This window comes from Acinetobacter sp. ANC 5045 (assembly GCF_004331005.1).
Taxonomy (GTDB): domain Bacteria; phylum Pseudomonadota; class Gammaproteobacteria; order Pseudomonadales; family Moraxellaceae; genus Acinetobacter; species Acinetobacter towneri.
Genome location: NZ_SJNS01000044.1, coordinates 1 through 20048, shown reverse-complemented (window position 1 = coordinate 20048; position 20048 = coordinate 1). Strand labels below are relative to the sequence as shown.

Genomic DNA, 20048 nt, shown 5'->3' with positions numbered 1-20048 from the left:
AAAGCAGTGGGTTTGAGATCGGTAAAGCAATTTCTTGAGAATGGCATTATTAGAACGATAGAAATGCATGAGAGCCTAAAACGCCTTGTAGAGTCGCATGAATTGGTTGAAAAGTTGGGTGGTGTAGAAATGGCTGAATATGAATATATGGTTTCAGACTCTTATTCAGACCCATATTGGATTCGAGTGAAACAAGCCATTACAGATGTGGAGAGCTGCCAGTGACTAAATACAACAACAAGAAAGTGGTGCTTAACGGCATCACTTTCGATAGTCAGAAAGAAGCAAGGCGTTATCGGGATTTGTCACTGTTGGAACGAGCAGGGGAAATTGAAAACTTGGAGCTGCAAAAGGCTTTCATTTTGGCTGAGTCGGTCAAGTTTGAAAGTGAGCCAAGACGCAAGCCAGCACTCAAGTATGTCGCAGATTTTGTATATCAAGAAAAAGGGCAGTTGGTAGTTGAGGATGTCAAAAGCAAGATGACACGGAATTTGCCAGTTTATCGCTTAAAGAAACACTTAATGAAATCGGTTCATGGTTTAGAGATTAGAGAGATTTAGGGGGGTAGGGATGAATAGTGCAGATAAGGCATTGGTGATCATGGTGGTGGTTTTTATCATTGGGCAGGTTTTGTTGGGAATATTTGGGAAATAAGAGGGAATAGGGATGAATGCGGCGACAGAGTTAAAAATTGATTGGTCCAAGCGTTCAGCTCACCAATGGCTTGAGCAATACGGGGCTTGGGTGAGAACTGTAAAAACAAACGTGTCAGCCAATCCACTTGCTATCTTGATTGACCAAAGTGACAAAACAAGAATACGTGCGAGCAAGGTGTCAATTCCAGTTGAGATTGAAGATTATGAAGCGGTGCGAGTTAGCAAGTTGTTAGCAAAAATGCACAATGATAGTCGGGAGTTTATGCAGGAAAGAGCTTGGTTTTTAATCCTTTTTTATGAAAACAATTGGTCGTACTTGAGTATTGCAAATGCTCATGATTGCAGTAAAGCAAAGGTACGTGCTGAGATTGACAAAGGGCTTTCGTACCTTGATGGTGTGATTGAGAATTTGCCCTATTGACAGTGCAGCACACTTCGTTTAAATTTGTGTTAAGTTGGACGAAGTTATACGCATTGCCCAACTTGTGATTAGCAAATGACAATCAGGAAAGACTGATAATTACCGTAAAGGCTCATCGAAAGGTGGGCTTTTTTTATGCATAAAATAAATCAACCAAGTGGTGATGATATGAAAGCTTTAGTTTAATTTCGACTAATCAGGTGCGAACAACATGGTTTTGGCGGATTCCATTTATTCGGAGTGGTTTAAATTGAATGCCGCCATCCAGATTATTTTTAGGAGATTGTGATGCTCCGATTCTTAAAACAATTATTCTGCTTCCTCTTTTCAAGCCATGCATTCAAACAAGACTGTGGTGCTGAATTAAAGAAGATTGGCAGGCAGATTTATAACATAGAGAAGCAACTCAATGCGAAGTCCTAAGCGACTGGCCGAGATTCGTAAGCTTCCGTGTGTAAGGTGTGGCAATCCAAATTCACAAGCGGCTCACAGTAATTCAGCCAAGCATGGTAAGGGTAGATCGATCAAAAGTTCAGATCAGTTCACAGTGCCGCTATGTCATTCATGCCATTTCCAGTTCGATACATTCCAATTGGGTAATCGGGCAGAGAGTGAAGCGATGTTTGATCAGTGGTTGGTTAAGACTGAGTTGATGATGCGAAAAGGTGGTGAGGTGTTTTGATGAATGCGAAAGTCAAACTCGAACCTGCATGTTTTGTTATCAAGTCGTTTGAAGAAGTGGGTCGAGCCATTGCTTATATGCACAGACATCATGCGGATGCTTTGAGTGATGGCAAGCCTTTGGTGGTGCGTATAGATCAGAAGCAGGAAGATCGAAGCAAGGCGCAGAATAGACTCTATTGGATGTGGGTTGCTCAATGGGCGAAGCATCAAGGCACAGATAAAGATACAGAGCATTTGTTCTTTAAAAAGCAATTCTTAGCGCGTATTTATCATCGTGATGATGTCGGCCAATACAGAAAGACGTTTGCAGCGGTAAAGGTTTTGAAAGATCAAAAGCACCCGACGTATCAGCAAGTGGCAGATGGGCTGAATGAATTAATCACAACGACTGATGCAAGTGTTGAGCAGTTCACTGAATACCTAAATGACATACATGCATTCTGTAATAAACATGGGTGCTATCTACATACACCTGATGATTTGATGTATGCGTTGGAGATGAAGTGATGACATGCCAAGGCTGTGAAGAAAGACGCAAATGGATGAAAGAACAATATGAGCGATCAAGAGAAAGAATGCGGTTATGCATCGAACGACTTACTTCTAAAGCTAATCGAACAGAACAACCAACTAATAAACCAAGTGGTCCAAGTCATCCAGATCAACAATGAACAGAATGCTCAGATCAATGAGCTATTGATTCAGATTGAAGGTGATGATGAGGATGAGAAACCTAAGTCACAGTATTTGGATGGGTGATTATGAAACTAACTGTTGATGAAGCTATAGAGCGCGGACTACTCGGCAAGGTTAAAGTCAAGCTTAATGGTGAGTATGTTCGGGATGTGGTTGTTGCTGATGAGGAAGAGGGATGCATCAAGCGATTCAAGAAGGTTGACGGCAAGTTTGTTATCAATCATAAGCGCGAAGATGTTGAGACTGAAGTTCTGTACGGCAATGTTGTTATAGAGATTAGTGATGAAGCTACCCAGACTGCAAAGCAAACTACAAGCGATGACACCGAAGGCACCAAGGCCAATCAAGCAGGTCAGTGATTCATGGCGTGATAGCAAGTCGTCCACCCAACGCGGTTATGGCTATAAGTGGCAAAAAGCAAGAGAGCGCTTCTTGTCATTAAATCCACTATGTGTTTACTGCGAGAGAAACAATCGTGTGACTGTGGCAACAGTAGTCGATCATATCATCCCACATAAGGGTGATCAGGCACTTTTCTGGGATAAAAGTAAGTGGCAATCACTATGCGCTTCATGTCACTCATCTGTAAAACAACGTGAAGAAAAACAGATATTTAAATGATTTTTTGGTATAATTATTAGATAAAACAAAGCCCTAAAAGACGGCAATCTTAAAGGGCTTCTGATCACATTTATCTTGCTGGAGATAAACATGACCGCTGATAATTCTGCACACTTTAATGTATGTAGTAAACCATTAATCGCATGCGTGGTATGCAATAACTCATTTACCCCGAAGCGCAAAACATCTACCTGTTGTTCACAGCAATGTAGAGACAAGAATAAGTATCAAGCCAAGAAGACAGTTAACATCAAGCAATGCATCAGTTGTGACAAAGACTTTACAACCAAGCAAGGCCAGTCAAAGTATTGCTCATCAATCTGTAGAGTTAAACACATAGCGGATAAATCCAAAGAGCAGCGAAGGTTATTCACAGTGATAGCTGAAGCTCACATTCGGGTTTCATTTTGCGTGGTATGCAATGCACTCTGTGAGGCTCCATATCAAGGCAAGCTTAAGAGATATTGTTCACCTAACTGCGAGAACAAGAACGAAAGAACAACCCTGAGATACAGGGCGAAGAGAGCAAGACGGGATGCCTTAAAGAGGAAGGCTGCAGTCGTGGAATCTATTGATCCTATCCATATTCTCACTAGAGATAATTGGACGTGCTATTTATGTGGTATCAATACACCATCAAAGCTACGTGGTACCTATGAGGCCAATGCGCCAGAGGTCGATCATGTTGTTCCATTAAGTAAAGGTGGCATGCATGTCGAATCAAATCTGAGATGTGCTTGTAGAAGATGCAATAGTGAGAAAGGTGACAAGGTTCTCGCTTGAGGTGTGGGGGGTGGTTAATTGTTTGGAGTCGTTAGGTATTCTAGACCACGCCCCCTCTCACTTATAAAAAAATTTCCCATTTCACAAATATGTTAAAGGAGGGTGTATGGCTTTAACAGAAAAAAAGAAGAAGTTTGCTCATGCCCACCTTGATGGAATGGATAATAAGCAAGCTGCAATTTTCGCTGGATGCCCTGAAAAGACTGCATCTCAAGCAGGCTCAAGAATGCTGAAAGACCCCGATGTGGTTGCATACATTGAGCGATTGAATGCAAATGGTCATGTTAAGCACGATGTTAATGCTGAAAAAAATATAGAGAGACCTATAGTCACTCGAATTGATGTTGCGAACGCAGGTGCTAAACCCGATCCGCTTGAATTTCTAATCAGCATTTTTAGTGATCCAGTTGAAGACATGAAGCTTCGGTTGGATGCGGCAAAAGCAGCACTGCCTTATGTCCACGGTAAAGTTGCTGAAAAAGGTAAAAAAGAATCTCAGGCAGATGATGCCAAGGCTGCTGCAACTGGCGGTGGTAAATACGCTACTCGATCAGCAAGAAAAGCAAATTACAGTTAGGTTGAAGTATGACATCACTCAATTGGTCCACAGCGTGTCCCGATTGGGAGCAAAAGATTGTAAAAGGGCAGTCACTCATGCCATGCAAGCCACTATTTCCAGAAGAAGCGGAAATGGCATTGGATGTTTTTAAGAGTCTGATTGTGACTGATGTGATTGGCCAGCCAACTATGGGTGAAATTACCCGGCCTTGGGTATTTGAATTCGTGGCCTCAATCTTTGGTGCTTATAGTGAAGATGAGAGCCGGCGCTTAATCCGTGAATTTTTCCTTTTAATTCCAAAGAAGAACTCAAAGTCAACACTGGCAGCATTCATTATGCTGACAGCATTGATCATGAATGACCGCGGATCTGCTGAGTTGATTATTCTCGCGCCCACAAAAGAGGTCGCGGACAATAGTTTTATTCCAATTCGGGATGCAATTAAAGCGGATGAAGAATTAAGCGCATTGCTTAATATTTCAGAGCACACCAAAACAATCACACATCGATCAACCAAGGCCACTCTTAAGGTGGTTGCTGCTGAATCAAATACAGTAGGTGGTAAAAAGGCTTCATGGATTCTGATTGACGAGTTGCACTTGTTTCAAAAGAATGCAGGTGCGGCCAGCATGTTTCGTGAAGCGACCGGTGGTCTGGCATCACGCCCAGAAGGCTGCATTATCTACCTGACAACTCAGGCCAATGAGCAGCCGTGCGGCGTATTTAAGCAAAAATTAGATTATGCCCGTGATATTCGTGATGGGATTAAACAGAACAATAAGTTTCTACCTCTGATTTACGAGTTCCCAAAGCAGATGATTGAGGATGGGGAGCATCTTAAAAAAGAAAACTTCCACATCCCAAACCCAAACTATGGCACCTCAGTCGATCCGGTTCAGCTTGAAGATGATTTTGAGCAGTCGCGTGATGGTGAGGAATCCGACTTTAGAGACTTTCTAGCCAAGCGCCTGAATGTTGAGATTGGTATTAATCTTCGCGCCAACCGCTGGGCTGGTGCTGAATATTGGTTACAGCAATCTAAAAAATTCACCTTAGATAAGTTGATTGAGCAATCAGACGTTATTACCTGCGGGATTGATGGTGGTGGCCTTGATGACTTGCTTGGATTCGCTGTACTTGGTCGGCATGCAAAAAGTCGTAAATGGTGGTTATGGAATCATGCTTGGTGCAATAAAACCGCAGTCGAAAGACGCAAAGAGAATGCACCAAAATATGCTGATTATGAAAAGGAAGGCAGTCTGACCATTGTTGAACGTATTGGAGATGACATCGACCAGTTGGCGGCCATTGCAAAGAAATGCTTCGACTCTGGCAAGCTCGACAAAATTGGACTGGATCCACTGGGTCTAGGTGGTCTCTTAGATGGCTTACTTGATGCAGGCATTCCTGAAGATAGGCTCATTGCAGTTCAACAGGGATTTAAGCTCATGTCCTACATCTTAACAACCGAACGGAAGCTTGCCGAGGGTAACCTGTATCACGCTGGTCAAGGACTGATGACATGGTGTGTGGGTAATGCACGTGCAGTGGTTAAGGGTAACGGCATGATGATCAGCAAACAGGAATCAGGTGTCGGGAAGATTGACCCATTGATTGCCACGTTTAACGCGGTGGCCTTAATGTCGATGAATCCCGATGTCTCCGAAAAAGATTACGAAATTCACTTTATTTAATGCCCACTTATGTGGGTTTTTCATTTTAAGGAGAAGCCTACATGAAAAAGGCTTACAGCTTGCTGCAGGTCAAATCCTTTGATGCTGAACAGCGAATCATTAAAGGGATTGCATCAACACCAAGCCCTGATCGTTCCGACGATATTGTGGACCCGCAAGGTGCGAAGTTTGCTTTGCCTATTCCTTTCCTTTGGCAACACATGCACTCACAACCGATTGGTGAAGTGACTGAGGCAGTTGTCACAGATAAAGGCATCGAAGTGACTGTCCAAATTGCCAAGATTGAAGAGGAAGGCAAGCTGAAGGACCGCATTGATGAGGCTTGGCAGTCCATTAAGTCAGGTTTAGTCAAAGGTCTTTCAATCGGATTCCGAGGCATCACAGTTGAAGACATCCCGCGCTCATGGGGGTTGCATTTTAAAGAATGGGAGTGGTTTGAGCTATCGGCTGTAACCGTACCTGCAAATGCAGAAGCATCCATTACCGAAATTAAAACGATTTCTAAATCTTTCGAGCAGCAAGAAAAATCCGCGCCTGGTGACGAGCTGCCAAAAACGAAAGTAGAAAAACCCACTGCTGGCGATTCGGCAGAGAAAAAACACGTAACCGTTAAATTGAATTGCCCAACAAAGGGTGGAGTAAAACTATGAACAAGTATTTAAAACAATTACTTGACGCACTTGCTGCAAAAAACATTGAGCTGCAAGGTCTTATGACCAAATCTCTTGATGCAGGTCAAACACCAGATGAAGACACTGAAAAGTCTATTCAAGTTATTGAAGCCGATATTGCTGCAATCGAAAAGAATATTGCTCGCGTTAAGAAACAAATCGCTGCCACTGAAGCTGCTGCAAAAACTGCAACCCCAGCTGCTGGCCAAAGCGAAGATGATGCTAAAAAATCTGCTGCAGGTGAACCTGATTCAGAAGGCAAGCAGCCAAAAATTGAAGTGGTAAAACTGGCTAAAGGTATTGGCTTCGCGCAATACGCACGTGCGAAATTATGCTCACAATTGGCTGCTAAAAATGGCAACTTCGTTTCGCCAGTAGATATGGCTAAGCAAATGGGCTTTGGTGACGAAGTTCAGGACTTAGTGACAAAAGCCACACTAGGTACCACAACCGACGTTGGCTTTGCGTCTGCATTGGTGCAAGAAAACCGCTTGGTCGGTGAATTCGTTGAAATGCTTCGTGCAGCAACCGTATTTGAACAATTGAATGGGTTCCGTGCAGTACCGTTTAACTCAAAAATCCCAAGCCAATTAACAGGTGGCACTGCTGCTTGGGTGGGTGAAGGTGCGGCTAAGCCATTAACCAACCCGACCTATGGCGAAGTGGAAATTAAAGAACACAAGCTTGCAGCGATTACTGTTTATACGCAGGAATTAATGCGACGTTCTGATCCAGCGGTAGACGTTTTAGTACGTGATGATCTTATCGAAGCATCAAAAACGCTTATTGATAACACCTTCCTTGATGCGGCGGCTGCATCAACTACGCGTCCAGCAGGTGTTCTAAATGGGGTAACAGCCACTCCAAATACAGGTACAACTGCAGCAGCGTACGAAGCCGACCTTCTTGCTTTGATCAATACGTTTGTTGCAGCAAATTTATCGCTTGATGGTGCGTACTTCTTAATGTCTGAAACACGTGCTGCACAAATTAGCTTGCTACGTGATGCGCTTGGCAATAGCTATTTCGCAGGCATGGCGCTTCGCGGCACTCGTACATTAATGGGTATTCCAGTCATCACATCGCAGGCGGTAGGCGACAAGATTATTCTTGTTAAAACTTCTGAAATCCTGCTTGCTCAGGATGGCGGTGTAGATGTGTCTTACTCTGATCAAGCCACTCTGGTCGATGGTGGTACGACTCACCACTTATGGCAAGAAAACAAATTTGCGGTACGTGTTGAGAAATTCATCACCTGGGCAAAACGTCGTCCGATTGCTGCAGCATTCTTGGATTACACACCAACTGGCGGCTAATTAAAGTCACCAAAAAACAGCTCCTTAATCGGGGCTGTTTTTATATCTAAGCATCACAATTGTTTAGCTATAGGAACAGTCTATGAAAGTTAAATATTTAAAGGTTATGCACAACGCCAATGTTGGTGATGTGCTTGAAGTAACCGACTTTGAAGCAAATATTTTGATCAAAACAGGCGTGGCGGAAGCTTACGAAGAACCTAAAAAGACAACTCGCAAGACCAAAACAGTTACTACTGAGCAAGAATAAGGCGGTTTAGATGGGCATTTTTGACAGACTTTTCCGAAAAAAATCACTGCAAAGTGTCCATTCAAACCAAGGGTGGACGTCTTTGTTTGTGCAAGAGCCATATTCAGGCGCTTGGCAAAAGAATGATGAATTAACGCGTGAAGACATGACTGCACACCATGCGGTATTTACTTGCGTTTCCCTTATCTCTCAAGACATTGGTAAAATGCCAATCCAATTAAAAAAGCAGCAAAAAGGCGTTTTGGTTCGCACAGAAATACCGAGCAAATTTCGGGTGCTCAATAAACCAAACCGCTTTCAAATTTGGCAGCAATTCAGCGAACACTGGACGACTTCATTGCTCTTACGTGGCAACACTTATGTGTTAAAGCGTCGTGATATTTTTGGTGAAGTCACGGAGTTGGTTGTCCTTAATCCTGATTTATGCAAGCCACTGATTGATGATAACGGAAATGTGTTTTATCAACTCGGGCAAGATCGGTTAAATCAAACTGACCCAGTAATCGTGCCTGCATCTGAAATTATTCACGACCGTATCAACTGTTTTTACCATCCTTTGGTTGGGCTTTCCCCGATTACGGCATGCGCACTGGCTGCAGGGCAAGGTATTGAGATTCAAAAACACTCTCGCAGCCTTTTTAGAAACAACAGCCGACCTGCAGGTGTGTTGACTGCACCAGGGGCGATCCCTAGAGAAAAAGCGGAAGAGCTGCAAAGCCGATGGAATGCAAATTACTCGGGTGCAAACGTGGGTAAAACAGCGGTACTCGGCGACGGAATGACTTTTCAGGCAATCTCAATTTCAGCAATTGACGCTCAGCTAATCGAGCAATTAGAAATGACAGCCAAAATCATCTGTTCGGTTTTTCATGTGCCACCTTTCAAGATTGGATTGGCTCAGGTACCAAATGGAAAAGTGTCAGAACATAACGAAATTTATTATTCGGATTGTTTGCAGAGCTATATTGAATCGCGCGAAAACTTACTGGACGACGGCTTGCAACTTAAAGCAAGTGGTGTTGAAGCGTTTTTGGATTTAGATGTGTTAATCCGCATGGATTCAACATCATTGATGGCTCACTTAAAAGATGGTGTTGGTGCAGGCTTAATTGCACCAAACGAAGGGCGTGCAAGACTTGGGTATTTACCAGTTGAAGGTGGCGACTCACCAATGATTCAACAGCAAAACTTCTCACTTGCAGCACTTGCCAAGCGTGATGCGCAGGACGATCCATTCGGAAAATCTACATCAAATACACCTCAAAATGTCGATAATTCAGACCAAAAAAGCCAATATAAAGGCGTTTTTAAGGCTGAAAATAAGTATAAATCAGGTCAGTTCGTGACGCATAAAGGTTCTCTATGGCACTGTGAAAAGGATCATTCAGGCGAGTTTAGCCATGAAAGCTTCAAATTAGCGCAGAAAAAATGGGGTGAAGAATGAGTATTGTAAGTCTTGAGACCCTAAAGGAACATTTGCGCTATGACGACGATTCAAACGACGCGATGCTTCAGGGGTATTTGGATGCGGCAGATTCGGTGGTGTTGAATTACATCACTGATGAGCTTGAACCTGATTACCCCAAAGCAATTCATCAGGCGATTTTATTGTTGTGTGGATATTGGGACCAGTACCGCAATGCTGAGCAGGAAGCACCAGTAAACGGTAACTTTCTGCCAATGCCTGTGCAAAGTCTGCTTTATCCATATCGTAAGCCTACAGCGATTTGAGGTGGTTTTATGAAGTGGCTAAAGAAATTAATGGGCTGCCAGTGCTGGGCCTGTAAGAATGTGCGTTTAGGTGGTGGATATCAGCCTTGCCATAAGAAGAAAGTAGTTGGTGAGCCAAAAGCACCACCACAAAAACCGTAGGGGGTATAACATGGCCCAACGTGCAGGCGAACTATGCCACCGTGTAACGATTCAGCATAAAACCACAACCTATGATGAATACAACTATGAAACCGAAGCTTGGACTGAATACAAAAAGCTTTGGGGTAAATTAGAATTCCTTTCAGTAAAAGATTCGATAAACGCCAAAGCTGCAGGATCGGAAACGACAGCTCGATTAAAACTGCGCAAACGTGATGATATTGACTCTAGTATGCGCGTTTTATTTGATGGTCAGACTTTCCAGATTGTTTCGCCACCTAAACCCGACAATGAAAACGGTCGAATTTATATGACGCTGGAGTTGTCGTTAGTGGAGTAAGCCATGTCAGTAGAATTCAATATTGAAGGTTTGGGTGAAGTTCAGGAAAAGCTTAAAAGACTTGGCAATCCTCGCTTGATGAAGAATGCTGCAAGGCGTTCTGCCCGTAAAGCGATGGCAATTGTTCGTGATGCGGCTCGATCAGGCGCAAAAGCAATAGATGATCCGCAGACAGCCGAGAAAATTTGGAAAAATATTGCGATTGCTGCAGGTAAAACACGAAACCCAAATGAAGTGGTAATGCGGGTCGGTGTTCGTGGTGGTGCGTCATTCTCTAATCCAAATCCGCCTAAAACACCAGGTGGTGATACGCGACACTGGCGTTGGATAGAGTTCGGGGCTTCACATTTTCCACCAACGCCATTCATGCGGCCAGCACTGCAAAACAACATCCAAGCCGTAACCAATAGCTTTGCTGAAAACTTCAATAAAGAAATCGACAAGGAACTCGCCAAGTTATGAACATTTTACCCGTAGTTCCGACACTGAGATTAGCTTCAGCGGTCACAGCATTACTTGGCAGCAATCCTTTAAGGGTGTATGAGGATATTGCACCACACAAAACACGATATCCCTATGCGGTCTGGTCGGTGGTCACAGCCAATCCTGAAAACCATCTGGATTGCCCAGCTAATACTGATCATGTGTCATTCCAGATTGTGGTTTACGACACCCAGCAGAAAAGAGCATCAGATATTCGTGCAGCAATACGAAAGGCTTTAGAGCCACATTGCTATGTCACCAATATTCACCCGAACCATTTTGAGCGCATTGCTGATACTAATATTTTCGGTCGCGGCTTTGATGCGAATTGGTTTTTAGACAGATAGGAATTAAAGATGGAATGGAAAACAATAGGTGACGAAAAACCGAAACATGATCAAGAGTGTTATGTGTGGACTAATGGCCCATCAATTCTTATCTATGATGCTGAACACAATACTTTCCGAGAATGTTCTGGATGGAGCCTTCAGCCTGCTGACTCAACTGTTTGGGCAGAACCACCAAAGCCACCAGATCACATGATTAAAGATAAATAAATCTTAACCCTTAATCAAACCGTCCTTATTGGGCGGTTTTTTTATGCCTGTTTTCAGGCAAACCACTGGCTAGAGCGACGGTTCGAAAAGCACGTTTCCATGTTCAACGTGCCTGCCAGTTTCTTTTTTTGAACATGAGCATATAAGAGGAAATCTTATGAACATGATGACAACATTAAATTTACGCGCCATGGTATCAAATGAAAATGGTGAGCCAAAGACAACCAGTTATGCAGTAGCAGAGGCATTTAAAAAACGACACTCCGATGTGCTTCGAGCAATTAAAAATATGAAGTGCTCGCAGAAATTCCGTGAGCGCAATTTTGCGTTTACCTTAGAAAACAAACAGATAGGTAATACGAAAAGAAATACGGGCTTTTATCAAATGACAGAACGTGGCTTCATGTTTCTTGTCATGGGGTTTAGTGGTGAAAAAGCCGATGCTATCAAAGAATCATTTATTGATGCATTTGAGTGGATGTCAAACCAAATAACTCAAACCTTCCAATCTAAATGGGCTAGATATAACCATATTGTTGGTTATCGCGAAAATCGCAAACAGCAAGTTAGTTGCTCAGCTAGAGACATGAACGTGTGGAAACATGAAAAGCACCCACTTGATTATGAAATAGCGCAATTAGAAAGAGAATTGCAGCCATCGCTACCATTTGCAAGTGGGGCGTAATCATGAATATTGCTTACGTGGTTGCAGAGTGTCGACCAAGCACAGACGAAGAAAATTATGCTGATATTAATATTGGTGATGATAGCTATGTGTTTTGCTCAATAGAGCCAGTACCAGACACGGGTGATTGGCAGAAAAATATTGAAGCAGCCATATTGATTGGAATTGATATTGAGCGAACCAAGCCAAACCATCGACACATCACACTGCATGCCGAAAGCATCCTAAAACTATGCAAAGGCATACAGGGTGAAACCATAGATTCCAACAAACATTAAACCCCGCCAAGTGCGGGGTTAATTATTTCCAAACCAATGCCACCAGTCGGTGGCTTTTTTTATGCCAAAAAAGGGAGTAGCTACTCATGGCACATGTTAAAGCGCAAGGTACACAAGTATTTGCGGTAGTAGATGGCGCAGTGGTTCGTTTCACTTGCCCGAAAGCATTTTCATTCGGCGAGGACTCGTTCTCAAAGATTGATTCGACTTGCTTAGACTCAGATACAAAAGACTATGAACGCGGTCTTCGTGATCCGGGCGAAGGCTCACTTCAAATTGATCTTGATGATGAAAACACAAGTCATTTGAAACTAATTGAGCTTGCCGATTCAGGGGAAAAAGTACAGTGGTATGTTGGTTCAAGCCACTCTAAGGCACCACCAACCTATGAAGCCATTGCAGGTATCGAACTACCTGAAGATCGTATTTGGTGGTCATTTGAGGGCTATATCAACCCAGCCGCACCAACAATTGAACAAGATGCATTGGTTGGCTATACGTTCACACTTGTTCGTACTTCAGCAGTTGTAACAACTCCACGAGTGGTGACTCCATAATGAAGAAAGTAGATATTTTAAGCTTTTCAACAGGAAGCACTGCTCAACTTGTTAAAAAGCAGGTCGATTTTACAATTGATGGTGAGGATTTTTCATCTGATGTGCTTGTTAAGCGCCTTAGTTATGACGAATCTGTAGGTATCACACGCGGCAAAAACCTTGACAAGCTACTCATGGCTGACTTGGTAAAGATGCGCATCCTTGCAACGATCTACAATAAAGACACGCAGCAGCCGTTATTTGCCAGTCTTGATGAAGTCGGAAAATCAGTACCGCAAATTATGGATGCATTGCATCGTGCTAGCGATGATGTGAACGACTTTGTGGGAAAGCAGCAGATGAAACATTTGAAGAAGATGAATTCTGGTGCGAACTCGTCGTCAACGGAATCGGCGGATGCACAATAGAAGAAGCCAAGAGAAATATTAGTATTTCTGAATTGGCAAAGTGGCGAGTCTATCGAAAAAAACGAGGCTCGCTTTTTATTGGTCGTCGCATTGAACAAGCCATTGGGAATCTGATGGCCACATACTTGAGCTCAAAAGGCGCTAAGGATGTGAAAGCACAGTCATTTATGCCGCACGAAGATCAGCCACAGGAATTGTCGCTTGAGGAATACATGATGCAAACGTACGGTGGCGAGTAAGGCTGATTGCGGTCAGCCTTTCTTTAAAAATTGCTCAAGCATTGTTTTAAGCTCCTTAATTTGCTCTGCTTGATCAAGGTACGATTGCATCATTAATTTAAATTCTAAAGTTTCATGTACCTGTATTTCAGGCTCAAAGCTTTGCTCAAGGCGGGCAACCATCTCAGCACTTTGAGAGCGATTGTTTTTCTCGGCTGACGCTTCAATTTTTTGTTTTAGCTCAGGCGGTACACGCAACCTAACTATAGTGTGATCAGCTTGATTACTCATCTAAAAACCTCAATGCCACAAATTGTGGTAAATATTTCGCAATAGGTATTTACATTACCACAAAGTGTGGCTATAGTTATTAAACGCCACAAACTGTGGCATAAATAGGAGGTAGTATGAAAGAAGAATTTGTTTATGTGAAAGGTCGCCTAGATAGCGAACTACACAAAGAGCTTAAGCTGATTGCTAAAGAGGATAAAAGATCAATCGTTTATCTTATGAATGAAGCAGTTAAATTATTGATCGAAAAACACAAGAGTGCGAAAGCATGAAATCAACAGGCACAAAAAAACCTTGCTCCACTACCACATTTCGCAAGGTTCAGTCGCCATCACAAAGGATATAAAACACATGTCTAATTTAACACAAAATCTAGTAAATCCAAATACTCAACCGTTGGTTATTGGTGATTTCTCTATTCGTCAGGATGAGGAGGGTCGCTACTCACTTGCTGACTTACACAAGGCTAGTGGAAATCTAGCTAAGCATAAGCCATCAAACTTTTTACGAGTTGAGCAAACGCAAGAGTTAATAAATGAAATAGAGCAGTTCTCAGATATGAGAAGTGCTGTAAAAGTGATCAATGGTGGTAATAACCGCGGTACATATGCAGTCAAGGAAATGGTTTACTCATACGCAATGTGGATTTCAGCAAAATTCCATTTGATGGTGATTCGCGCTTATGACGCAATGGTTATGCAAACCAAAGTCAATTCACGCCAAGTAATTACGCCTGAGCAAAAAGACACACTGCACAAAATCGTTGACCACAAGGTAAACGGCAATCAGGGTTTACGTGCACAGGTCTGGACACGACACAACCGCCATTTCAAAATTAATTCTTATCATGAGTTATTGGCTATTCATTTTGATGATGCTGTCAAATACTTGCTTGAAATGGAAGTAAAGCAAAGAGCTGAAAAGCAGGAAGTTAAAGCTCTACCTTATCCTCAAGAAGTTATCCATGTGGCCCAACAGATCAGCAATGAATTTAATAACTCGCGGTATGACTCTTGGCATGTGAGCGCCCGTAATGGTGTATTGACTGCAATGCCACTACCGCCGGGCTTTTATCCAACCATGGATATTGCGGAATTTACTAAGCGATTCGATAGTGTTTTGGATCTGCTTTATGGTACTGATACGCTGCGAGTGGGTCGGCATTTCTTAAGAGAGCGAAATAGCAACTAATAACAAGACCACCCTACGGGGTGGTTTTTGCTTGAAAAATACACAAAGTCAGCTATAACTATTATTCATATTATAAAAGTGGAGATAATTGTGAAAAAAGTTATATTGCTGATTTTAATAACCTGCTTTGCGACAGCTGCTTATTCTCATGGTGGGCGCACGGATAAAAACGGTTGTCACAATGAGAAGAAAACAGGAACTAGACACTGTCATTAAGAGGGAGGTATGGGTTTTAATTTTAGAAAGAGCTTTAAGATTGCTCCAGGCGTTCGTCTTAACGTGGGTAAGAAAGGCGTAAGTAGCGTTTCAGTTGGTGGGAAGGGGGCGCGCGTAAGCTTAGGCAAGAAAGGAACTAGAACTACGGTAAGTGCACCGGGTACGGGGCTATCTTATTCTTCCTATAAGCCACATAAAAAGTCAGCACCAACCATAAAGCGACAACCAGACTTTAGTAATCCTGATAACTTTCTTGGATACCCGAAGTCAGAATGGATAATCTCAGCAGTTGTGGTTTTTGTAGTTCTAATAATTGCTGTGTGGTTACTTAGTTAAAAGCAAGCCTCCTTCGGGAGGTTTCTTTTTATGCGAAAAATTAGTATCTTGTTCTAAATTATAAATTTGGGGTTGGGTGTGAAAAAGTTATTAGTTTTAGTGATTGTGGGCTTAAGCTTGGTAGGTTGCGGCAAATCAGAGGTGGAAAAAGCTAAAGCAAAAGCGGAAATGACCGAAATTAAAGTTAATCGTTTTGGGCATGAGCGAGTCCAAAATCAATTAAAAGATGCGCGTTCAGCTGAGTTTAGAAATGAAGTTTCATACTGTGGCGAGGTGAATGCAAAGAACTCATTTGGGGCATACACTGGATATAAGCGATACATTGCACCAAGCGATGCAATTGTTATTATCCAAGGGGATATTTCACCTGCTGAATTTGAAAAAATCTGGAAAGAGCATTGCGTAAGTTATGCAAATAAATACTAGATAAGCCACAAATAAACACACAACACCCCGCTAAATGCGGGGTTTTTTATTGCCCAGAGGTTTATATGAGAACCAAACTTGGAACATTAACTTTAAATTTAATCGCTAAGATTGGCAACTTTACTGAGCCTATGAAAAAGGCAGGTGATACTGCACAACGCGAAACTAAGCGAATTGAATCTAGCGTATCATCTGCCTCAAAAGCCATTGCAGGGCTGGGTGCTGCTGCATTGGCTGGCTTGACGGTTGGCTCTGTAATCAATATGGCAGATGAATACACACAGATGGCTGCGCGTATCCGAAACGCCACCGCTGATACCGCCGAATATGACATGGTTCAGAAGCGTTTACTTGAAACAGCCAACGGCACATATCGCTCCCTTAGCGAAGCGCAAGAAGTGTATTTGTCGCTTGCAGGCGGCATGAAGTCACTGGGCAAAACTACAGAAGAAACGCTGAATGTTGCGGATTCGCTATCTTATGCGTTTGTTGCGAATGCTGCGCGTGCAGACCAAGCACAAAGCGCGATGGATGCCCTGAATAAATCCATGGCGAAAGGCAAGATTGATGCAGACGCATGGATTAGCATTGTTTCAGCAGCAGACAATATTATTGCTGATATGGCGAAGGTGACAGGAAAAACCGAAGCTGAAATTCGACAATTAGGTGCTACAGGGAAAATTGCATTAAGCGATCTATTAACAACGCTTGAAGTGACTAAAGATGCAAACCAAGCATTGGCAGATAACATGGAAAACAGCCTTGCCGATGGTTTACAAAAGGTGCGCAATTCATTCAGTGCATTTGTTGGTGAGATTAACGTCACTTATGGTGTGACAAGCAAGATGGCTGGCGCACTAAGCATCTTGGCTGACAATCTGCAAACTGTTACTGCGGCAGGTGGTGTAATGGCTGCCTATGTTGCAGGGACTTATATTCCCGTTGTAGTAAAGTCCACCGTTGCAGGCTATCAAAAGTCACGTCAATTGATCGAGCAGACAACCGTGCAATATGCAGCCATCAATGCTGAACGTGCAGCTGCAGCAGCACATTTGGCGCAAGCTGAAGCACAAGTGATTAATACGCAGCAAACCTTAGCATCCATTGCAGCTGAAAAAGCACTTGAGATTGAACGCTTAAAAGCACAAATGAATGCCATTGGTCGTCAAAAAACGCTGACTCGCATGGCAGAGCTGAAAAAATATGAAGCCATTGTTACTCGTGATTTAGCTGCAGCTGAAGCACAATTGACAGCAGCACAAGCACGTTCTGCAGCAGCAAGTACTGCGACCGCAGGTGCAGGACGTGCAGCAATTGGAATTCTTGGTGGTCCAATTGGTTTAGGTTTGACAGTAGCAACTGTTGCAGCAAGCTATTTACTTATGCGTGATAACACAGATAAGTCAACCGAGTCTTTACGTGCAAACAATCAAACCATAGCGGATGCAGTCCAAAAGTACAAAGAGCTTGGTGAGGTCAAGCAGCGCGAACAATTGGTTGTTGAAAAAGAACAACTCGCAGCGCTGAATGATGAATATGATAACGCTGCCTCTAAACTTGTTTCATACAGCTTAAAACTCGCCCGACATAGCGACATGACAAGAGAGCAGGCTAGAGAAGTATCTGCCCTTACTTTGCAATACAAGTCAGGCGCAATAACGCTTGAGGATTTTAGCCGCTCGATTAACAGTAATAAAAACATCACTCAGCAAGCGAAAGATGAATTTAATTTGTTTGCTGGGTCTGTCAAAACTGCGGGCGATGAGGCGGGTAAGCAAAATAGTTTAATCGCGCAACTTGAATCAACCTTATATGGTGTCGCTAACGGTGGGGATGCTGCAGCAGGTGGTATCCGTAATGCAACCAATGCACTTTCCGATTTTGCAGAAAAAGCAAGACAAGCTGGAGTGATAGCAGGGGCAACCCGTAGATTAATTGATAAAGGGTACGACCCAAAGGTTGCTGCCGATTTAGCTGAGCAAACCGTCAAGAATGGAAAGTTGAGCAAAGAAGATACTAAAGCAATTCTTTTTAAACATCGTGAGCAAAGTCAACTCAATAAAACCGTTGAGGCATACAATAAAATCCATGCCACGTCGGCAGTGCGCTCAAGAAATAGAACCGCTGCTGTAAGAGAGGAAACAAAGGCTCTGCGCGATCAAAACAGAGCTTTAGAAGAGCAGCAACGCAATCGAGAGCAAATATCCAAGGCTTATGCTTCCGACTATCAAAACCTAATTTGGGATGAAAAAGAGCAACTTGATTTGGTTCGAAGCGCAGGATTTTCTAGTGCAGAGCAAGCCAAATATTTGGCACTCGTGGAGAAAAGATTTGCGGCTGAAAATGCAGCATATTTCAAAAATCTAAATCTTGAGATCAATCAATACAAGTGGTCTGAAGAGAAGAAGCTTGAATATGCTTACGAAATGGACCGTGAGATTCTTGAAAACGATGTACGGCTTGCAGATGAAATTCGAGAGGCAAAACTTCAAGCGCTTGATGAGCAATATGCAACTGAGCGTAAGATGCTGCAAATCAACCAATCCAAAGAATTGCTCGAAACCAAACGCCATTGGATGACCGCAGGCGACTACGCTCGTGAATACTATGCATTGGTGCGTGAAGAAATTCTAAACACTGCTAGTTATTCGCCTGAGATGAAAGAGGCTTTACTTCAACAAGCCGTTTCACAGCAAAACTTTGAGCAATCCAACGAGCGTGACCAAGCAATCAGCGATTACCGCGGCGTGATGGGTTTTGAAGAAAGCCCACTGGTTAAGCAGTTTGAAGTTTTGGACAAGATGCGCGAGCTTGACTTGATTAGTGAGGAGAAATATCAGCAAGACAAACTGATGCTGCAAACTAAATATTCAGCGTCCTATATGGAGTCTATGCTTGGTGGTTTTATGGCGCTTGTTGATGAGAACTCTAGTGCTTATGCCGCAATGTTTGCTGCACAGAAAGCTTTTGCAGTCGCTCAAGCATTGATAAATATTCCTGCAACATACTCAAATACAGTCAATGCTGTTTCGGCTATTCCTTTAATTGGTCCTTATATTGCACCTGCTATGGGCGCAGCTGCAGCAGCTTTGCAGGTTGCTCAGGCCGCAAGCATTAAATCAGTTGGTTTAACAGGTATGGCCCACGACGGTATTAACAATATTCCAGAGGAAGGTACATGGCTGTTAAATAAAGGTGAGCGTGTTTTGAACCCAAGTCAAAACAGAGATTTGACCAACTATTTAAGCCAAGTACAAACTGGCGGGCAGAACAGACCAATTGACAACAAGCTTTCGGTCATCATGGTTAAAGACGAAGATGAGGCAAAGAACTATAAGTATTCTAAAGATTTTGAGGATGCTGTTCTTTACCACATGAAGCGTAATCGCAGCAAAATTTAAGCCCACTTCGGTGGGTTTTATTTTTATGAGGACAAAATGAAAATGCAAACCAAATACGGTGAGGTGCATGTATTAGCAAATTGCCCTCTGCTTGATTCTACTGAGCGCCTAGAGTGGATGACAGAAGTGCATGAATCTTTTGATAGCACTGAATTGCGCTATCCACTTCGTGATGCACCTCGCCAAGTTTTAAGTTTTAACTATGTGCAGATGCGTAAAGCATTGGGCGATATGTTTCACATGCTCTATGCAAATTTGCGTAAACAGTGGGGTATTCCACTGCGACAAGTGAAAAGAAACATCCCCGATATGATCGATGATGACTACATCATTCTTGATACAACAGACACCATAGCCGACCTTAGAGTCGGTTTTGCTTTTATTGAGAGCAGCGAAGGTGGTCGAGCCGTTGAGATTACCGAGCGTGGTCGTTACATCA

At 42.9% G+C, this 20048-nt stretch carries 32 protein-coding genes and 2 pseudogenes; 33 read left to right on the top strand and 1 reads right to left on the bottom strand.

Features of this window, described 5'->3' with window-relative positions; translation table 11 throughout:
• The 26 genes and pseudogenes from E0H79_RS15405 to E0H79_RS15610 form a co-directional block, all read left to right on the top strand.
• Positions 1-225 (top strand): annotated as a pseudogene (locus tag E0H79_RS15405) (hypothetical protein); the annotation flags it as partial.
• On the top strand, positions 222-560 hold the full coding sequence (locus tag E0H79_RS15195; RefSeq protein ID WP_131262094.1) for a DUF1064 domain-containing protein: 339 nt from the start codon (positions 222-224) through the stop codon (positions 558-560). The pseudogene E0H79_RS15405 and the gene E0H79_RS15195, both read left to right, overlap by 4 nt.
• Before the next feature lie 106 nt (positions 561-666).
• A complete protein-coding gene (locus E0H79_RS15190; protein WP_131262093.1) occupies positions 667-1077 on the top strand; it encodes an antiterminator Q family protein in 411 nt (136 codons plus the stop codon).
• Positions 1078-1486: 409 nt separating this feature from the next.
• A complete protein-coding gene (locus E0H79_RS15545) occupies positions 1487-1759 on the top strand; it encodes a hypothetical protein (RefSeq protein ID WP_131262092.1) in 273 nt (90 codons plus the stop codon).
• Complete coding sequence (locus E0H79_RS15180) at positions 1759-2268, top strand: hypothetical protein (protein WP_131262091.1); 510 nt, start codon at positions 1759-1761, stop codon at positions 2266-2268. The genes E0H79_RS15545 and E0H79_RS15180 overlap by 1 nt, the downstream gene beginning before the upstream one ends.
• A 48-nt stretch (positions 2269-2316) precedes the next feature.
• Entirely contained in the window at positions 2317-2520 is a 204-nt protein-coding gene (locus E0H79_RS15175; protein ID WP_131262090.1) for a hypothetical protein, read from the top strand.
• Positions 2521-2522: 2 nt separating this feature from the next.
• Positions 2523-2816 carry a hypothetical protein gene (locus tag E0H79_RS15170; protein WP_131262089.1) on the top strand — a complete coding sequence of 98 codons (294 nt, stop codon included), beginning with the start codon at positions 2523-2525 and terminating at the stop codon, positions 2814-2816.
• A complete protein-coding gene (locus tag E0H79_RS15165; protein ID WP_131262088.1) occupies positions 2740-3078 on the top strand; it encodes an HNH endonuclease in 339 nt (112 codons plus the stop codon). Before E0H79_RS15170 ends, E0H79_RS15165 begins: the two co-directional genes overlap by 77 nt.
• Positions 3079-3168: 90 nt before the next feature.
• Positions 3169-3861 (top strand): HNH endonuclease, encoded by a 693-nt coding sequence (locus E0H79_RS15630; RefSeq protein ID WP_131262087.1) that lies wholly within the window; start codon positions 3169-3171, stop codon positions 3859-3861.
• Positions 3862-3967: 106 nt separating this feature from the next.
• Positions 3968-4438 (top strand): terminase small subunit, encoded by a 471-nt coding sequence (locus E0H79_RS15155; RefSeq protein WP_131262086.1) that lies wholly within the window; start codon positions 3968-3970, stop codon positions 4436-4438.
• A gap of 8 nt (positions 4439-4446) precedes the next feature.
• The gene (locus E0H79_RS15150; RefSeq protein WP_131262085.1) at positions 4447-6114 is read left to right on the top strand and encodes a terminase large subunit; all 1668 of its coding nucleotides are present in this window, start codon (positions 4447-4449) and stop codon (positions 6112-6114) included.
• A gap of 41 nt (positions 6115-6155) precedes the next feature.
• On the top strand, positions 6156-6764 hold the full coding sequence (locus E0H79_RS15145) for an HK97 family phage prohead protease (RefSeq protein WP_131262084.1): 609 nt from the start codon (positions 6156-6158) through the stop codon (positions 6762-6764).
• On the top strand, positions 6761-8101 hold the full coding sequence (locus E0H79_RS15140) for a phage major capsid protein (protein WP_131262083.1): 1341 nt from the start codon (positions 6761-6763) through the stop codon (positions 8099-8101). The genes E0H79_RS15145 and E0H79_RS15140 overlap by 4 nt, the downstream gene beginning before the upstream one ends.
• A gap of 82 nt (positions 8102-8183) precedes the next feature.
• On the top strand, positions 8184-8351 hold the full coding sequence (locus tag E0H79_RS15395; RefSeq protein ID WP_165492562.1) for a hypothetical protein: 168 nt from the start codon (positions 8184-8186) through the stop codon (positions 8349-8351).
• A 10-nt stretch (positions 8352-8361) separates the two neighbouring features.
• Positions 8362-9795, top strand: a complete 1434-nt coding sequence (locus tag E0H79_RS15135; RefSeq protein ID WP_131262082.1) for a phage portal protein — start codon at positions 8362-8364, stop codon at positions 9793-9795.
• Entirely contained in the window at positions 9792-10082 is a 291-nt protein-coding gene (locus tag E0H79_RS15130) for a head-tail connector protein (protein WP_131262081.1), read from the top strand. Before E0H79_RS15135 ends, E0H79_RS15130 begins: the two co-directional genes overlap by 4 nt.
• Before the next feature lie 9 nt (positions 10083-10091).
• A complete protein-coding gene (locus E0H79_RS15570) occupies positions 10092-10223 on the top strand; it encodes a hypothetical protein (protein ID WP_265937125.1) in 132 nt (43 codons plus the stop codon).
• A gap of 10 nt (positions 10224-10233) precedes the next feature.
• On the top strand, positions 10234-10563 hold the full coding sequence (locus tag E0H79_RS15125; protein WP_131262080.1) for a phage head closure protein: 330 nt from the start codon (positions 10234-10236) through the stop codon (positions 10561-10563).
• Between the two features lie 3 nt (positions 10564-10566).
• On the top strand, positions 10567-11025 hold the full coding sequence (locus E0H79_RS15120; protein ID WP_131262079.1) for an HK97-gp10 family putative phage morphogenesis protein: 459 nt from the start codon (positions 10567-10569) through the stop codon (positions 11023-11025).
• Positions 11022-11393: a DUF3168 domain-containing protein gene (locus tag E0H79_RS15115; RefSeq protein WP_131262078.1), complete on the top strand. Its 372-nt coding sequence runs from the start codon at positions 11022-11024 to the stop codon at positions 11391-11393. The genes E0H79_RS15120 and E0H79_RS15115 overlap by 4 nt, the downstream gene beginning before the upstream one ends.
• A gap of 9 nt (positions 11394-11402) precedes the next feature.
• Positions 11403-11603 carry a hypothetical protein gene (locus tag E0H79_RS15110; protein WP_131262077.1) on the top strand — a complete coding sequence of 67 codons (201 nt, stop codon included), beginning with the start codon at positions 11403-11405 and terminating at the stop codon, positions 11601-11603.
• 157 nt (positions 11604-11760) lie between these two features.
• Positions 11761-12288, top strand: coding sequence for a Rha family transcriptional regulator (locus tag E0H79_RS15105; protein ID WP_131262076.1), 528 nt, complete (start codon positions 11761-11763; stop codon positions 12286-12288).
• Between the two features lie 2 nt (positions 12289-12290).
• Positions 12291-12566 carry a hypothetical protein gene (locus E0H79_RS15100; RefSeq protein WP_005103723.1) on the top strand — a complete coding sequence of 92 codons (276 nt, stop codon included), beginning with the start codon at positions 12291-12293 and terminating at the stop codon, positions 12564-12566.
• An 86-nt stretch (positions 12567-12652) separates the two neighbouring features.
• Positions 12653-13123 (top strand): phage tail tube protein, encoded by a 471-nt coding sequence (locus tag E0H79_RS15095; protein ID WP_131262075.1) that lies wholly within the window; start codon positions 12653-12655, stop codon positions 13121-13123.
• Positions 13123-13530 carry a phage tail assembly chaperone family protein, TAC gene (locus E0H79_RS15090; protein ID WP_131262074.1) on the top strand — a complete coding sequence of 136 codons (408 nt, stop codon included), beginning with the start codon at positions 13123-13125 and terminating at the stop codon, positions 13528-13530. The genes E0H79_RS15095 and E0H79_RS15090 overlap by 1 nt, the downstream gene beginning before the upstream one ends.
• A 113-nt stretch (positions 13531-13643) precedes the next feature.
• Entirely contained in the window at positions 13644-13769 is a 126-nt protein-coding gene (locus E0H79_RS15610) for a hypothetical protein (protein ID WP_323052927.1), read from the top strand.
• Between the two features lie 12 nt (positions 13770-13781).
• Here the strand turns inward: E0H79_RS15610 and E0H79_RS15080 are convergent, their stop codons facing one another.
• Positions 13782-14039, bottom strand: coding sequence for an Arc family DNA-binding protein (locus E0H79_RS15080; protein ID WP_131262072.1), 258 nt, complete (start codon positions 14037-14039; stop codon positions 13782-13784).
• Positions 14040-14155: 116 nt separating this feature from the next.
• Here E0H79_RS15080 and E0H79_RS15390 point away from each other — a divergent pair, with 116 nt between their 5' ends.
• From E0H79_RS15390 to E0H79_RS15050, 7 genes and pseudogenes are all read left to right on the top strand, one after another.
• Entirely contained in the window at positions 14156-14311 is a 156-nt protein-coding gene (locus tag E0H79_RS15390; protein WP_165492561.1) for a ribbon-helix-helix domain-containing protein, read from the top strand.
• Between the two features lie 79 nt (positions 14312-14390).
• Positions 14391-15230: a KilA-N domain-containing protein gene (locus tag E0H79_RS15075; RefSeq protein ID WP_131262071.1), complete on the top strand. Its 840-nt coding sequence runs from the start codon at positions 14391-14393 to the stop codon at positions 15228-15230.
• A gap of 78 nt (positions 15231-15308) precedes the next feature.
• On the top strand, positions 15309-15446 hold the full coding sequence (locus E0H79_RS15625; RefSeq protein WP_416224539.1) for a YHYH domain-containing protein: 138 nt from the start codon (positions 15309-15311) through the stop codon (positions 15444-15446).
• Positions 15447-15455: 9 nt separating this feature from the next.
• On the top strand, positions 15456-15782 hold the full coding sequence (locus E0H79_RS15065) for a DUF4236 domain-containing protein (RefSeq protein WP_131262070.1): 327 nt from the start codon (positions 15456-15458) through the stop codon (positions 15780-15782).
• A 78-nt stretch (positions 15783-15860) separates the two neighbouring features.
• On the top strand, positions 15861-16208 hold the full coding sequence (locus E0H79_RS15060; protein WP_131262069.1) for a hypothetical protein: 348 nt from the start codon (positions 15861-15863) through the stop codon (positions 16206-16208).
• A 65-nt stretch (positions 16209-16273) separates the two neighbouring features.
• On the top strand, positions 16274-19609 hold the full coding sequence (locus E0H79_RS15055) for a tape measure protein (protein ID WP_131262068.1): 3336 nt from the start codon (positions 16274-16276) through the stop codon (positions 19607-19609).
• 36 nt (positions 19610-19645) lie between these two features.
• Positions 19646-20048: pseudogene (locus E0H79_RS15050) on the top strand (ORF6N domain-containing protein); the annotation flags it as partial.

What these genes read in the sequence shown, in the direction of transcription:
- E0H79_RS15630 (WP_131262087.1), top strand. Translation starts at nt 3,169, where the DNA reads ATGACCGCTGATAATTCTGCACACTTTAATGTATGTAGTAAACCATTA.
- E0H79_RS15105 (WP_131262076.1), top strand. Translation starts at nt 11,761, where the DNA reads ATGAACATGATGACAACATTAAATTTACGCGCCATGGTATCAAATGAA.
- E0H79_RS15190 (WP_131262093.1), top strand. Translation starts at nt 667, where the DNA reads ATGAATGCGGCGACAGAGTTAAAAATTGATTGGTCCAAGCGTTCAGCT.
- E0H79_RS15075 (WP_131262071.1), top strand. Translation starts at nt 14,391, where the DNA reads ATGTCTAATTTAACACAAAATCTAGTAAATCCAAATACTCAACCGTTG.
- E0H79_RS15120 (WP_131262079.1), top strand. Translation starts at nt 10,567, where the DNA reads ATGTCAGTAGAATTCAATATTGAAGGTTTGGGTGAAGTTCAGGAAAAG.
- E0H79_RS15570 (WP_265937125.1), top strand. Translation starts at nt 10,092, where the DNA reads ATGAAGTGGCTAAAGAAATTAATGGGCTGCCAGTGCTGGGCCTGTAAG.
- E0H79_RS15140 (WP_131262083.1), top strand. Translation starts at nt 6,761, where the DNA reads ATGAACAAGTATTTAAAACAATTACTTGACGCACTTGCTGCAAAAAAC.
- E0H79_RS15395 (WP_165492562.1), top strand. Translation starts at nt 8,184, where the DNA reads ATGAAAGTTAAATATTTAAAGGTTATGCACAACGCCAATGTTGGTGAT.
- E0H79_RS15095 (WP_131262075.1), top strand. Translation starts at nt 12,653, where the DNA reads ATGGCACATGTTAAAGCGCAAGGTACACAAGTATTTGCGGTAGTAGAT.
- E0H79_RS15390 (WP_165492561.1), top strand. Translation starts at nt 14,156, where the DNA reads ATGAAAGAAGAATTTGTTTATGTGAAAGGTCGCCTAGATAGCGAACTA.
- E0H79_RS15135 (WP_131262082.1), top strand. Translation starts at nt 8,362, where the DNA reads ATGGGCATTTTTGACAGACTTTTCCGAAAAAAATCACTGCAAAGTGTC.
- E0H79_RS15610 (WP_323052927.1), top strand. Translation starts at nt 13,644, where the DNA reads ATGGCCACATACTTGAGCTCAAAAGGCGCTAAGGATGTGAAAGCACAG.
- E0H79_RS15110 (WP_131262077.1), top strand. Translation starts at nt 11,403, where the DNA reads ATGGAATGGAAAACAATAGGTGACGAAAAACCGAAACATGATCAAGAG.
- E0H79_RS15180 (WP_131262091.1), top strand. Translation starts at nt 1,759, where the DNA reads ATGAATGCGAAAGTCAAACTCGAACCTGCATGTTTTGTTATCAAGTCG.
- E0H79_RS15545 (WP_131262092.1), top strand. Translation starts at nt 1,487, where the DNA reads ATGCGAAGTCCTAAGCGACTGGCCGAGATTCGTAAGCTTCCGTGTGTA.
- E0H79_RS15100 (WP_005103723.1), top strand. Translation starts at nt 12,291, where the DNA reads ATGAATATTGCTTACGTGGTTGCAGAGTGTCGACCAAGCACAGACGAA.
- E0H79_RS15130 (WP_131262081.1), top strand. Translation starts at nt 9,792, where the DNA reads ATGAGTATTGTAAGTCTTGAGACCCTAAAGGAACATTTGCGCTATGAC.
- E0H79_RS15145 (WP_131262084.1), top strand. Translation starts at nt 6,156, where the DNA reads ATGAAAAAGGCTTACAGCTTGCTGCAGGTCAAATCCTTTGATGCTGAA.
- E0H79_RS15155 (WP_131262086.1), top strand. Translation starts at nt 3,968, where the DNA reads ATGGCTTTAACAGAAAAAAAGAAGAAGTTTGCTCATGCCCACCTTGAT.
- E0H79_RS15115 (WP_131262078.1), top strand. Translation starts at nt 11,022, where the DNA reads ATGAACATTTTACCCGTAGTTCCGACACTGAGATTAGCTTCAGCGGTC.
- E0H79_RS15170 (WP_131262089.1), top strand. Translation starts at nt 2,523, where the DNA reads ATGAAACTAACTGTTGATGAAGCTATAGAGCGCGGACTACTCGGCAAG.
- E0H79_RS15090 (WP_131262074.1), top strand. Translation starts at nt 13,123, where the DNA reads ATGAAGAAAGTAGATATTTTAAGCTTTTCAACAGGAAGCACTGCTCAA.
- E0H79_RS15150 (WP_131262085.1), top strand. Translation starts at nt 4,447, where the DNA reads ATGACATCACTCAATTGGTCCACAGCGTGTCCCGATTGGGAGCAAAAG.
- E0H79_RS15125 (WP_131262080.1), top strand. Translation starts at nt 10,234, where the DNA reads ATGGCCCAACGTGCAGGCGAACTATGCCACCGTGTAACGATTCAGCAT.
- E0H79_RS15165 (WP_131262088.1), top strand. Translation starts at nt 2,740, where the DNA reads ATGAAGCTACCCAGACTGCAAAGCAAACTACAAGCGATGACACCGAAG.
- E0H79_RS15055 (WP_131262068.1), top strand. Translation starts at nt 16,274, where the DNA reads ATGAGAACCAAACTTGGAACATTAACTTTAAATTTAATCGCTAAGATT.
- E0H79_RS15175 (WP_131262090.1), top strand. Translation starts at nt 2,317, where the DNA reads ATGAGCGATCAAGAGAAAGAATGCGGTTATGCATCGAACGACTTACTT.
- E0H79_RS15080 (WP_131262072.1), bottom strand. Translation starts at nt 14,039, where the DNA reads ATGAGTAATCAAGCTGATCACACTATAGTTAGGTTGCGTGTACCGCCT.
- E0H79_RS15065 (WP_131262070.1), top strand. Translation starts at nt 15,456, where the DNA reads ATGGGTTTTAATTTTAGAAAGAGCTTTAAGATTGCTCCAGGCGTTCGT.